Genomic DNA, 12,792 nt, shown 5'->3' on the forward strand with positions numbered 1-12,792 from the left:
ACGTTAGAATAGACAAGACTATGCTCGTTTTGCAGATAGGAGTGCAAGGATGGCGATCACGCCCGCAGAAATCGCGGAAACCCGCGGCATGGTTGAGGAGCAGAACCTCGACATCAGGACCATCACCATGGGTGTTTCGCTCATGGGTTGCGGCGACGAGAACCTCGACCGCATGTGCACGAAGATCTACGACCACGTGACGCACACGGCTGAGCATCTGGTCGAGACCGCCGAGAACCTCGAGCGCGAGTACGGTATCCCCATTGTCAACAAGCGCGTTTCCGTCACCCCGGTGGCGCAGATTGCCGCGTGCTGCAAGGATGAGGACCTCACCCCCATCGCGCATGCCCTCGACCGCGCGGCCGAGACGCTCGGCATCGATTACCTGGGCGGCTTCTCCGCACTCGTCCAGAAGGGCATCGGCGACGCCGACCGCCGCGTCATTCAGTCCATCCCCCAGGCGCTCGCTACCACCAGCCGCGTCTGCTCCAGCGTCAACGTCGCCAGCCTGCGCGCCGGCATCAACATGGACGCCGTGCTCATGGCGGCTCAGACCATCATCGATGCCGCCAAGCTTACGGCAGATGAGGATTCCGTCGGTGCTTCCAAGTTTGTCTGCTTTGCCAACATGGTCGAGGACTCCCCGTTTATGGCGGGCGCCGTTCACGGCGGTGGCGAGGCCGACGCCGTCATCAACGTAGGCGTCTCGGGCCCCGGCGTTATGGCCGCAGCCCTGGAGAAGCTGCCCGATTCCGCATCGATGATGGAAGTCGCCGAAAAGATTAAGCAGACCGCCTTTAAGATCACCCGTGCCGGCGAGCTCATGAGTCGCGAGGCCGCCCGTCGCCTAGGTGTCGAGAAAGGCATTGTCGACCTGTCGCTGGCGCCTACGCCTGCCGTCGGCGACTCCGTCGCGCGCATCCTCGAGATCATCGGCGTGGGCACCTGCGGTGGCCCCGGCACGACCTGCGCGCTCGCCATGCTCAACGATGCCGTCAAGAAAGGCGGCGTCATGGCCAGCTCCAGCGTGGGCGGCCTCTCGGGCGCCTTTATCCCCGTGTCCGAGGACGCCGGCATGATTGCCGCCGTCGAGGCCGGCGCGCTTTCGCTCGAGAAGCTCGAGGCCATGACCTGTGTGTGCTCCGTTGGCCTGGACATGATCGCCATTCCCGGCGACACCCCGGTCGAGACTATCGCCGGCATTATCGCCGACGAGATGGCCATCGGCGTCATCAACAATAAGACCACGGCCGTGCGCGTGATCCCCGCCATCGGCAAGGGCGTGGGCGACTGCGTCGAGTATGGCGGCCTGTTTGGCCGTGCGCCCATCATGCCAGTGAACCCCAACGCCGGCACCGTGCTTGCCCACCGCGGTGGACGCTTCCCGGCGCCGCTGAACTCGCTCAAGAACTAGCTGAAGGGTTCGGGCGGGAGTCCCGGTGAGGGCAAATATATAAGGTCGCCTGCTCGGACAGTCCTGACTCGCACGGAGAGCACATTAAGTGCTCTCCGGCTCGTGCGGAACTCGCGATCGACCTTATATATTTGCCCTCACCGGGGCTCCCGCACAACGGGACCTCAGTTGGGTTCTATCCCGGTTGCAGTTGCTTCGCTCCTGCACCACTTGGCTGGTGCGGCGGTTTGGCGTTGGAACGGTTCTTTTTCTGATATATGCTGGTTGCGGCTCTTCTTTTGGGAGGAGTCGCTTTTTTGTTGTGAGGAGGGATGGCCCGTGGTTGATGGTGTAATTCAATCTGAGCTTCTTTCTGCGGATTGGAATGGCGAATGGATGCGTCTACAGGCTGCTCGGCGGCGTTGTGCTGTCACGATGGTCGCCAACTCCAGCCCGCGCTATGACCTGCACGTGATGAATGTCATCGGCGCCTCGGTTACCCGTAGCAATGGCTTTGTGTACGCCTTTAACATCCTTATTCAGATGGATGCACTACCGCAGGTCACGTATTTTGAATCGCCCCGTCGTGACACCTTCGATAGCCTCGAGGCCGCCGTGGCAGACCTCTCCCGTATGCTCGAGCATGGCAACGAGGATAAGATCGATCGTCTGCGCGACTATATCGCCCAACATATGATCGAGAACCCCCATGCCGGCGAGCCGGGATCCAAGGGCGTGCCGCAGGGACGTTACATGCTCGACCACATCCGCAAGGTCCGATGGGCGTTTATCGCCTGGGAGCCGGTCTCTGCGCCCCGACCGTAGCCCATCTAAAGTATGCATCGTCTACCCGCCCGGCATCCGCATTCTTTGCGAACTGGCAAACGCGCTCCACACCGCGCCGTTCCTGCGCTATCGTGGGACAGCTCACGTAGATTAAGGCCCCATCGCGGGGCGCCCCATACATAGAAAGCGAGATCCCATGGCACTGACAGGAGCCCAGGTCAAGCAGCTTCGCAGCATGGCCCATCACCTCAACCCCGCCATCATCATCGGTAAGTCCGATGTCAACGAGGGTACCGTCGAGCAGACGGTCGCCTACCTGGAGAAGCACGAGCTCGTTAAGTGCTCCGTGCTGGACGGCTCCAGCCTTTCTGCCCGCGAGGCCGCCGAGGAACTCGCCGAGCGCTGCCACGCCGACGTCGTTCAGGTTATCGGTCGCAAGTTCTCGCTGTATCGAGAGTCCTCGCGCAAGGATATCGAGAAGATCAAGCTCGTCTAAGAGCCAATCGGTTCACACAGAGCAAGCCTGCGGGCGTCCGAACAATACGGGCGCCCGTTTTTTATCGCTCAATGAACGGTCGGTTGACCCTGCTTTCGACCAGACGCTCGTAGAGACGCTTGGTCTCGGGCTCGGGAACGCCTGCGACCTGTTCCTTAAGATGATGGATATGCCCGCTATAGAGCTCGACGATATCGCGGCGTCTCCCCGCCGCTCCGTACACGCGCATGGCGCATCGCACCATGTCCTCGCGTGCGGTCTCCTGACGTAGCCCCGCTTCTGCCAGCCAGATTGCCGACTGCAGGTCGTTTTCTTCCAAGGCAGCGCTTGCTCCCACAATCATGCAGTCGATAAACTTCGACTGCATGATGCGGCGCATGCGCAAAAAGTACGTCGGATTGCAACCGTTGGGGATATACAGCGGTCCGGTATAGAGCTGTTCGATCTTAAGACACAGCTCGACCAGGTGAGGCCCACGCACTCTTGTGCGATTACCCAAAATCTCGCGGCTTATCTGCTCAAATAGCTTCACATCGGTCTTAACGTAATCCCTGTTGAGGCCAAGGCAGTCGTTTTGAATCAGGACGCACGACTTGCCATCTGGCGTGGGTCCCAAAGCGGATCGTAAGCGTGACACAGTCGAATACAAGTTGTTACGGGCGCTACTGTACTCGGCATGTGGCCACAGTTCCATAGCCAAGGTCTCGCGATCGACAAACGAATCGATACCCAACGCAAGCCGCTCGGCAAGCGTTGCCGCTTTCTTACGACGCCACATCTTGTCTGTGATGGGAAATCCGTCGCGCTCGGCACGAAACGTGCCAAACATGCGAATCTCGATATGATCGATAGCGTCGACGGGTTCGACCTCGCCGACCTGGAACAGCCGCTCGCTCTCTCCCTCCAAATCGTCGCGCAGCGAATATCGCGATAGCTCACGCACCGGGAGCTTCTTTCGAATCTTGGCAGCAGGCTCGCCCAGGCAATGCATCGCAAGGCGTGCAAACAGCCGATACGCTGGCTCCAGAATCCCAGAACGATTCATAGACATCCAGGCGGCAAGATCGCTGTCACGGCCCGCAGACGCCAAATGCAGCGCTACGACCCAAGCCTCCGCGCCGCCGACTTGTGTCCGACTTAGGTCGAGCAGCTCTGCCTCTTCTCGTACCGACACCATCGACGTATTGCGAAGGCTTGATGCACGCTCCAACAGCAACGCGTTGTCGCGCATGTATGCGATCGACTCGTCAGCAAGCTTGAGTACCTGGACCGCGCGGAACTTCGCGTTGACCGGGCGCCCCTCGGCGAGCGCCTGCCAGCCTTCAAGTAGCAGGCCAAACAGCTGGATTTGATTATCACGCACGCGCACGGCAAAGCGATCGAGCTCATTAAACGCCGTATCGTCAGTCATTGGCAGGCCTGCAAGCAGACGCCGTGCCGCCAGCACCATACGCACCCAGACAGCCGGTGCCTTAAGCCCACGAGCATCGAGTGCCTCCCGTGTTCGAGACATCTCGTCGTCACGCTCATCGATTCCCATAAAGGACCCATCGAAGAGCTCCACCAACATCCGATCTGCCCGTATGAGAATCTCTGCAATATCGAGTTCGCAATCATATACCTTGTTCGCCTTGAGTCCCGAAAGCGCTGCGCCGTCTTTCGCCTGTTCGGTCAGCCGGCTCTTAACCTCGATATGCGCCGACAGCATATCGAGCGCAGCACAAGATGCCTCATTTTTTGGTAGAGCAGGATTGGCTGGAAGCCCAAGCTCGCAATCTCCATAACAGACGACCGTAAGCACCTGGGCGACTTTCCAAGAAACCAAATCAATCTCGCGGACCGACTGTGCGCTCGCATGTTCGACAATCGAGGCCATATACCGGGCCAGTTTAGTATTCGAAACGCTTACCGCCGCCAAATAGACACCAAGTGCCTCGGTGGGCGTCGGCTCCAACGCGGGCTTGTCGGCATCCGTCGTCCTCAGTACCGCGCGACAGACATCCCCTCCATGCCCAGTCAGAGCCAAATCGACACCATACTGTCCAGCAAGCTCAAGGACGGCGTCGCGATCCAAAAAGGCATCTGCCAAATCCATCGCAGCATCGCATCGGCCCGCCTTGAGCAGAATGCGTGCCGCGCGCATAACGAGCTCTGGACGTATTTCCGCAACCATTTTTCGTAATCTCAGGCGCGCGTTATCCTCGGTGCCCATACACGTAAAGCTTCGGTCGACCGGATCGACACCAAAAATCGGATAATCACGAACAAGATAGGACTGATCGATCATGGAGAGCCTGACACCGCATGCCTCAAGTTCCGCAATCTTGCCCTCGCCCATCAGGGCCATCACACATGCCACGTTAAATAGGGCGCCGTTATCGATTGATGCCATATCGGCAAGTGCCGAACCGTATACGTTGACAATCTCGTTTTCGAGCAAGCTGGCAACGTCGCCCTCTCCGTACAGCCCCGTCTGCATAGCCGAAACCAACTCGGGAACACCCTGTGTGAGCTGGTAAAAATCGAGCGACGTGCTAATCGAGAACGCCGATGCCCAAGCCGAATACTCATAGGCATGCACCTTGAGCATCTGCGCATTGATCTTGACCGAGTCACCCAACCCGCGAATCAACTGGCGATTTGAGGGGCGGCAGGTGACAAAGACCCCGATCCCCATAGTGCGCAGGCCTCGTATTCGATCGATAAGCTCCTCGGTATCTTGCTGATCGAGGTTGGGGACGTTATCAATCGCAATCAACGATCGCGGTTTGTCCTCAAGTTCATCTGTGACCACTTCGAGCTGCATAAACACCTCGCGGGCAATCGCGCGGTCAGCCTCGATGATTCGTACCAGACCGCGCGTCGGGTCGCTTTTGACTTCCTGAGTGTACTGAAGCAATATCGATGTTTTCCCAAACCCATCTGGTGCATAGAGCAACACAATGCCCGCCTTGCGGCCCTTGACAATCAACTCGCTCATCAGGCGATCACGTCGGACCATATAACCTGTGCCCAATGGCGCCAATTCGAGATCGTCCGTATCGTTCAGCCCGTTCATCATGCTCGCTCCTTACCTCGGCCACATGGACACCGTAATCGCAAGACAGCCCAAGCCATCCTGTAAATCGAACGACGCAGAGTTTTAGGTTGTCTTTCGGTTCGCATTTGGCAAGTTTTTGTTCAGCGAGCGCCGATTGAAACTTTTCCCCCAACCAACCGGTCTTTGCGCAGGTCAATGCGCTTGCCAGCATGTCCCACTCATTTGGCAGTGTAACGCAATGGGGCTTGTAATATTTTGTTGCGCAACTCGCCTACGCACTGCTACCGTTTGCGACTCATTAGTAGCATATTTGAATAGAATATGCTAGAGAATGCATCACACTATACGAGGCACCACCGTCAAGCTTTTGGCAAGCTAATGTTATGCACACCATAAAGCCCGCGCTCATTCTGATTCCGCTGGCAGATATTGCGGACGGACGCAGCATAGGGGCCCATGAGTCTATAAGCTAGCCGCCATCCCGCATATGCATAATAAAAAAGGCCCCCGCAGAACGGGAGCCTGTAACAAAGTAATAACAAATCGCTCGGATTGTACTACTCGCAGAGCGAAAGGGCAGCCTCGTCGGCAACGACGACGCAGTTGGTGTGCAACTGCAGGATCGAAGCCGGGCACTCGGGCGTAACCGGGCCATAGCACATATCGTGAACAGCCTGAGCCTTGGCCTCGCCGTTGGCGACGACCAGGATCATGCGGGCATACATGATGGTCTGGGTACCCATGGTGTAAGCCTGGCGGGGAACGTCGTCGATGCTATCGAACAGGCGGCTGTTGGCCTGAATGGTGCTCTCGGTGAGGTCGACGCAGTGCGTACCCTTGGAGAAGTGGTCATCGGGCTCGTTGAAGCCAATATGACCGTTATTACCAATGCCGAGCAGCTGCAGATCCGGGTAACCGGCGGCAGCGACGATCTTATCGTACTCGGAGCAGGCAGCGGCGGCATCGGGGTTGGAGCCATCGGGCACGTGCGTGTTATTCAGATCGACGTTGATGTGATCGAAGAAGTTCTCGCGCATGAAGTAGTGATAGCTCTGGGGATCATCGTGCGAAAGGCCGCGATACTCGTCCAGGTTATAGGTGCTGACCTCGGAGAAGTCAATATCGCCCTTCTTGTACCAATCGGCGAGCTGCTTGTAGGCGCCAATCGGAGTGGAGCCGGTGGCAAGACCGAGCACGCAATCGGGCTTAAGGATAACCTGCGCCGAGATGATATTGGCGGCCTTGCGGCTCATATCCTCGTAGTCTTTAGCTTTAATGATCTTCATTACGCATCCTTTCTCGTAGAAGAGAGGCAAGGCTCCCCTTACAAGCACTTGCCCGCGGCCTGCGTCGGCCGCAACCAACGTGTGCGGCCACCAGGGCGAGGTCGCGTAATGTATGTATCTCGTGTCTAGCCGCGTCGAGGCCCCTGCCCGTCCACGGTGACCCGAAGCCTTTTAGCCTCGGACAATTTCCATCTTGCCACGGAGGGCGCCCTCTTTCAAGGGCGCCCTCCGTAAACGTGTTTGAATTGTAGGCCAAAGGGCAAGCGAACGAGTTAGCGCTCGCGAGCGACGATGAGCTGATCCATCTCCTCGACATGCTCGCCGACGGAGCCCTTGATGCTCGAGAACTCAACAGAGTTGCACACCAAAATGGGAACCGTCACATCGTAGCCCTCGGCCTCGATTGCCTCGCGTTCAAACTCGATAAGCACATCGCCCTTATGGACGATATCGCCCACCTGTGCATGCACGGTAAAGTGTTTGCCCTCGAGCTGAACGGTATCGAGTCCAACGTGGATTAAAACATCCAAGCCATCGACCGTGTTGAGCGCAACGGCGTGTCCCGTTGGAAAAATCGCCTCGATCTTGGCATCCGCAGGTGCAATCACGCGCGTGCCCGTAGGCCGAATGGCAACGCCTTGGCCCAAAAGGCCAGTGGCAAACGTCTGGTCGTTAACCTCGGAAAGCGGAATGACATCGCCCGAGATGGGAGCATCCAGCGTAAGGACTCGACCACGCATACCAAAAGACCTTAGGACTTTAGTGAACATGCTCCCCCTTGGACATACCAATAATCAAAACCAGCTTACTAGTTTACCACTTGGCATTGGTTTTTGACCATTAGGGAAGTTCGCGCTTGACAACCTCGACGATGTCGTCAACGACGCGCTGAGTCAGCTCGTGCGTCTCGGCCTCGGCCATCACGCGAACCAGCGGCTCGGTACCGCTCGGGCGCACCAGAATGCGGCCGCGACCGTTAAGCTCCTTCTCGGCGGCAGCGACAGCGTCCCAAATGGGCTGGCAATCGTCCAGACCGGCCTTGTTGTCGGAATGCACGTTGACGAGCACCTGCGGGTACTTCTTCATGATGCCGGCAAGGTCGGTGAGGGAGCGGCCAGTGCGCTTGAGCACGGCCAGCAGCTGCAGCGCCGTCACCAGGCCATCGCCGGTGGTGTTGTGCTCCAGGAAGATGATGTGGCCGGACTGCTCTCCGCCGATAACGGCGCCGTCCGCGAGCATGCGCTCCAGCACGTAGCGGTCGCCCACGGCGGTCTGCACCATCTCAAAGCCCTGTTCCTTCATAGCGATGGAAAAGCCCAAGTTGCACATAACGGTCGAGACGATCTCGGAGTTGGCGAGCTTGCCGCGAGCGGCGAGGTCAGAGCCGCAGATGGCCAGGATGTAATCACCATCGATCTCGTTGCCCTCGCTGTCCACGAACAGCACGCGATCGGCGTCACCGTCGTGGGCCAGGCCGATGTCGGCGTGGGTGCGCAGTACGAGCTCGCGCAGGGGCTCAAGATGAGTGGAGCCGCACTCGACATTGATGTCGGTGCCACAGTAGTCGGTATTGATGGCGTGGACCGTGGCGCCCAGACGCTGAAGCGCGGCAGGCGTGGTCTGGCAGGAAGCACCGTGACCGCAGTCAACGGCAACGACCAGGCCGTCGAGCTTAAGGCCGTCGAGGGTGCTGATAGCGTGGTCGACGTATGCCTTGCGAGCGTCCTTCATCTTGATGATGTGGCCCACACCGGCGCCGGTCGGCAGCGTGTCGGCAGCCATGGCCTCCTCGGACATGACCCAGGCGCTAATCTCTTCTTCAACGGCATCGGGAAGCTTCATGCCCTTGCGGCTAAAGAACTTGATGCCGTTAAACTCCGGCGGATTGTGCGAAGCGGAGATGACGATGCCGCCGTCGAGCTCGTTTTGGACGGTGAGCAGCGCCACGGCCGGCGTAGGGATAACGCCGCAGCAGTGCGGGCGACCGCCCTCGGCCATAATGCCAGCGGTCAGAGCGCTCTCGAGCATGGTGCCCGAAAGACGCGTGTCGCGGCCAACGCAAATGTCCGGACCAAGGAACTTGGTCGCCGCACGGCCAAGGCGAAACGCGAGGTCGCACGAGAGGTCGGCGTTGGCGACGCCACGGACGCCGTCGGTGCCAAAGATGTTCTGGGGCATAGGATCGCTCCTTCCCAAGTGGGCAAAACGCACTCGCCCACCCTAGTCGAAAAAGAAAAGCGGGACCCGCCGAGCAATCGGCAGGCCCCGCTTGTACATTGTATCTCGTAAGGAGAAAAACCTTAACGCTTGGAGAACTGGGGAGCGCGGCGGGCCTTCTTGAGGCCGTACTTCTTGCGCTCGACCACGCGAGCATCGCGCGTAAGGAAACCGGCCTTCTTGAGGTCAGCACGGTAGTCGCCAGCGTTCAGAAGAGCGCGAGCGATGCCCAGGCGCAGAGCGCCGGACTGACCGGAGATGCCGCCGCCATCGCACAGAGCGATAACGTCGAACTGACCGGCGGTATCGGTCACCTTGAAGGGAGCAAGGGCGTTCTCAACGAGCTGATGACGGCCGAAATACTGCTCGGCGTCACGCTTGTTGATAGTCACCTTGCCGGTGCCGGGGACGAGACGGACGCGGGCGACGGCGTTCTTACGACGGCCGGTACCCTGGTAGACAACGGTGTTCTCAGCCATCTTTAAGCCTCCAGCTCAATCTTCGTGGGGTTCTGGGCAGCATGCGGATGCTCGGCACCAGCGTAGACCTTAAGCTTGGTCATCTGGGCACGGCCGAGGGTGGTCTTGGGCAGCATGCCGCGAACGGCGCGCTCGATGACCTTCTCCGGGTGCTTCTCCATAGCCTGGTGGAAGCTCTCAGCCTTGAGGCCGCCGTTGTAGCCGCTGTGGCGATAATAGGTCTTCGTGTCGGCCTTGTTACCGGTAAGCTGGACCTTATCGGCGTTGATGACGACAACGAAGTCGCCGCAGTCGCTGTTGGGCGTGAACTGGGGCTTGTTCTTACCGCGCAGGATCATTGCGATCTGGGTGGCAAGACGGCCCAGGACAGCACCATCGGCGTCGACGAGAACCCAGTTGCGCTGGACCTCGCCCTGCTTGGCGTAGTGAGTCGATTTCGAAATCACTTAGACTCCTCCATGTACAGTACGTGTTGTTACAGAGATTCACGGGGCTCTGCAAGTAACCCGTCCATATTACCCCGCCCGTCGCCCGAGTCAACAGGTATTTTGGCTCTGACCAGACTTTCTGCACATGTCGTCCATCGGTAATGATGTCGCGACGCTAGCGCTCGACAAATGCCTTGATATCACTCAGCAGACGCTTTGCCTCCTGACGACCCTGAATATACAGGTCGAGAAGCTTTGCCGGATCGTGCTCGACGTGACCGACCTCGACAGGCTTTTGCGGGGCAACGACCAGCGCGCGACCCTCGCGCTCATACTTCCACAGATGCATGCGCTGGATGTTATAGCGGTCGTGGCGCGTCTCGATAGCCTCGAGCAGGTAGGGGTAGTCGGCATAGCGGGCGCGTGCGGCAGGCATAAACTCGTAGGGCTTTTTCTCGTACGAGCGGTCCTGCGTGACAATGACAACCGCGCGATCGAAGCCGGCCTCCTCCAGCACGTGCTCGATGGGGACCGAATCGGCTACGCCGCCGTCGACGTATTTGTGCCCGTCGATCTCGACCGGCGGCGTCACCAGCGGCAGCGACGTCGAGGCGCGCACGGCATCGAGGTCGAGCACGGCGCTTTTGACCGGCAGGTATGCAGCGGTTCCAAAGAGCATGTCCGTCGCGACGGCGTACATCTCGATGGGGCTCGCGTCGAATGCCTCGTTATCAAAGGGATCCAAGCGGTCCTGGACATCGTTGAAGATGAAGTCGTAACCCACGATGGAGCCCGTGGACGCAAACGATGCGGCACCCATGAAGCGGTTGTCGTTGCAGAAAGTCAGGTTGATGCGGTTGGCACGGCCGATCTGGTGCGACTTGTAGTTCACGCCGTTGAGGGCGCCGGCCGATACGCCATATACTGCCGGAATCTCGACGCCGGCTTCCATGAGGACGTCGAGCACGCCCGCGGTAAATTGCCCGCGGAAGCTGCCGCCCTCCAAAACGAGCGCGACCTTGCCGGCGTTCTTTGCCTTATCTTCTGCCGTCATGTTGACCTCCTACTGTTTCGTTTTGGCCTTCTTCTACCCAGTTTTGAGATGGCGAGCGCATGGGTTTTGGAGTTGAGTAGGACGGGGCGGCTGGCGGAAAGCACGTCCCGTTCTGGGGGGCGATTCCGGGATGGACTTTCCGCTTGAGCTGCCATTGGGAAAGCATGTCCCACTCCACAGCTCGATTCCGGGTTGCAGTTTCCGCTTGAGGCGTCAACGTGAGTAGTCAATTTGGGACGGGGCTATTTTAGCTGCCCTTTGACTGTCGACGAATTATTGGGGATCGGAACTAATATCGACTGGCTTATAGGGGTAGCTAAAATAGCCCCGTCCCAAATTGACTACTCCACCTTGTAGAGGCTTTGCGCGGAGAATCCGCGTATTTGCTTCGCAAATCCGCACCGGCTTCGGCCGCCTGCCGGCGTCCTCGCCCGCGGGCTAAAAACGCTTACGCGTTTTCTTTACGCCCGCGCCCTGCATAGAGTTCGATTCTCCGCGGTATCTATATGTAATAAAAAAAGCAGGTAGAAACACTTCTCTACCTGCCTGTAACTATTGGTGGAGGCGCGGAGAATCGAACTCCGGTCCACGAAAGCCCCCTGATTGGCATCTCCAAGCTCAGTCGCTGGTTTAGTCTCGGACGCTTTGCGCGCAGCGACACGCTCGCGGCATCCCAACCGGTTCGGTCTTAGCCCGCGCCATACCGATTACGTGCGCGGGAGCATTCCCCTAACATGACGTCGCGCCGGTGTCGGGGAAATCACCGGGTTGACGCGCCGCTATAAACTAAGCAGCGAGAGCCATAGGCTCAAAAGAAGAGTTGTTGTCAATTCAATTTGACGGTACCCCTGTTTAACGAGGCGAGGAGACCTCGGCTTGCTTCCTCTCTCAGAGCTATCGTGTCGAAACCAGTCGCCCCCGAATGTTGGGAAAGTCTGGATGGTATCGGGCCTGCAAACACCCGATAACCGTCGACTTTTCAAGGAACACGCGGGGTAAACCCCGCTCGTGGATAGCTATCTTACCACGTTCTAAAGGCAGACACCTGCTCTATGCACGAGCTGTGAAGACCCTAATGTGCGCCATACTTCGCATTTTTGCCACTGAACACGTCACGTATATTTTCGCCAAGCAAAATTGACCCGTCGAAAGGACCGTTATGGATACCAAGCAGCAACTCATCAATGCCCTCGCAGGCCTGGGCTCGACCATTACCGAAGCCATGGATGTCATCGAAGGCTTTGTCCCCTGTGGACATCCCGCCCTCACGGTATCGAACGCCCTTGTTGCGCTGAACGCTGACGATGATGCAGCTCTCGCCCAGCAGTTTGAGACCGTCGCGGGCTTTATCGACCACGTGAGCGAGAACCGCGGCGTGGCCGCCTACCACGGCATCGAGGTCGAGCTCGCGGGTCCCAAAGCCGATCTGCTTGCAGCAATCCGCGAGGTAGGCGCCCTTATGCAGACCGCAGGCGTCAAGAACACCCAGGTCAACGAGTGGGTCTACCGCAGTCTAGCAGCACTAAACGATTCCGACGAAAAGGCCGCCGAGAAGTTCGTCGAAGCTCCCGTCATCAAGGCAGCGCTTTTGTAATTAAAGGATGCGTGGCCTT

The 12,792-nt window shown here is 58.5% G+C and carries 11 protein-coding genes and 1 other RNA gene; 4 read left to right on the forward strand and 8 right to left on the reverse strand.

Annotated features, from left to right (window positions below; genetic code table 11):
- Positions 1-49 precede the first annotated feature (49 nt).
- The 3 genes from ACQRAJ_RS01790 to ACQRAJ_RS01800 all read left to right on the forward strand — a co-directional run bounded on the left by ACQRAJ_RS01790 (position 50) and on the right by ACQRAJ_RS01800 (position 2,675).
- On the forward strand, positions 50-1,414 hold the full coding sequence (locus ACQRAJ_RS01790) for a PFL family protein (RefSeq protein ID WP_427719427.1): 1,365 nt from the start codon (positions 50-52) through the stop codon (positions 1,412-1,414).
- Positions 1,415-1,732: 318 nt separating this feature from the next.
- Entirely contained in the window at positions 1,733-2,218 is a 486-nt protein-coding gene (locus tag ACQRAJ_RS01795; RefSeq protein WP_427747555.1) for a hypothetical protein, read from the forward strand.
- A gap of 157 nt (positions 2,219-2,375) precedes the next feature.
- Entirely contained in the window at positions 2,376-2,675 is a 300-nt protein-coding gene (locus ACQRAJ_RS01800; protein ID WP_117839974.1) for a YhbY family RNA-binding protein, read from the forward strand.
- A 61-nt stretch (positions 2,676-2,736) separates the two neighbouring features.
- On the opposite strand, the gene ACQRAJ_RS01805 is transcribed toward ACQRAJ_RS01800, so the two are convergent.
- The 8 genes from ACQRAJ_RS01805 to ssrA form a co-directional block, all read right to left on the reverse strand.
- The gene (locus tag ACQRAJ_RS01805) at positions 2,737-5,736 is read right to left on the reverse strand and encodes an AfsR/SARP family transcriptional regulator (protein ID WP_427747556.1); all 3,000 of its coding nucleotides are present in this window, start codon (positions 5,734-5,736) and stop codon (positions 2,737-2,739) included.
- Between the two features lie 536 nt (positions 5,737-6,272).
- Positions 6,273-7,001, reverse strand: a complete 729-nt coding sequence (nagB, locus tag ACQRAJ_RS01810; protein WP_427747557.1) for a glucosamine-6-phosphate deaminase — start codon at positions 6,999-7,001, stop codon at positions 6,273-6,275.
- Between the two features lie 272 nt (positions 7,002-7,273).
- Positions 7,274-7,741 carry a PTS sugar transporter subunit IIA gene (locus ACQRAJ_RS01815; RefSeq protein WP_427719420.1) on the reverse strand — a complete coding sequence of 156 codons (468 nt, stop codon included), beginning with the start codon at positions 7,739-7,741 and terminating at the stop codon, positions 7,274-7,276.
- A gap of 100 nt (positions 7,742-7,841) precedes the next feature.
- Complete coding sequence (glmM, locus tag ACQRAJ_RS01820; protein ID WP_427728680.1) at positions 7,842-9,179, reverse strand: phosphoglucosamine mutase; 1,338 nt, start codon at positions 9,177-9,179, stop codon at positions 7,842-7,844.
- Between the two features lie 122 nt (positions 9,180-9,301).
- Positions 9,302-9,697 carry a 30S ribosomal protein S9 gene (gene rpsI, locus ACQRAJ_RS01825; RefSeq protein WP_022094634.1) on the reverse strand — a complete coding sequence of 132 codons (396 nt, stop codon included), beginning with the start codon at positions 9,695-9,697 and terminating at the stop codon, positions 9,302-9,304.
- Between the two features lie 2 nt (positions 9,698-9,699).
- Positions 9,700-10,143, reverse strand: coding sequence for a 50S ribosomal protein L13 (gene rplM / locus ACQRAJ_RS01830; protein ID WP_370450665.1), 444 nt, complete (start codon positions 10,141-10,143; stop codon positions 9,700-9,702).
- Between the two features lie 157 nt (positions 10,144-10,300).
- Positions 10,301-11,179 (reverse strand): patatin-like phospholipase family protein, encoded by an 879-nt coding sequence (locus tag ACQRAJ_RS01835; protein WP_427728677.1) that lies wholly within the window; start codon positions 11,177-11,179, stop codon positions 10,301-10,303.
- A 556-nt stretch (positions 11,180-11,735) separates the two neighbouring features.
- Positions 11,736-12,099, reverse strand: a transfer-messenger RNA (tmRNA) gene (gene ssrA, locus ACQRAJ_RS01840).
- Positions 12,100-12,338: 239 nt separating this feature from the next.
- On the opposite strand from ssrA, the gene ACQRAJ_RS01845 reads away from it, so the two are divergent.
- A complete protein-coding gene (locus ACQRAJ_RS01845; protein ID WP_427747558.1) occupies positions 12,339-12,773 on the forward strand; it encodes a hypothetical protein in 435 nt (144 codons plus the stop codon).
- Positions 12,774-12,792: the final 19 nt, after the last annotated feature.

This window comes from Collinsella sp. SGI.184, from assembly GCF_050313415.1.
In the GTDB taxonomy this organism is placed as follows: domain Bacteria; phylum Actinomycetota; class Coriobacteriia; order Coriobacteriales; family Coriobacteriaceae; genus Collinsella.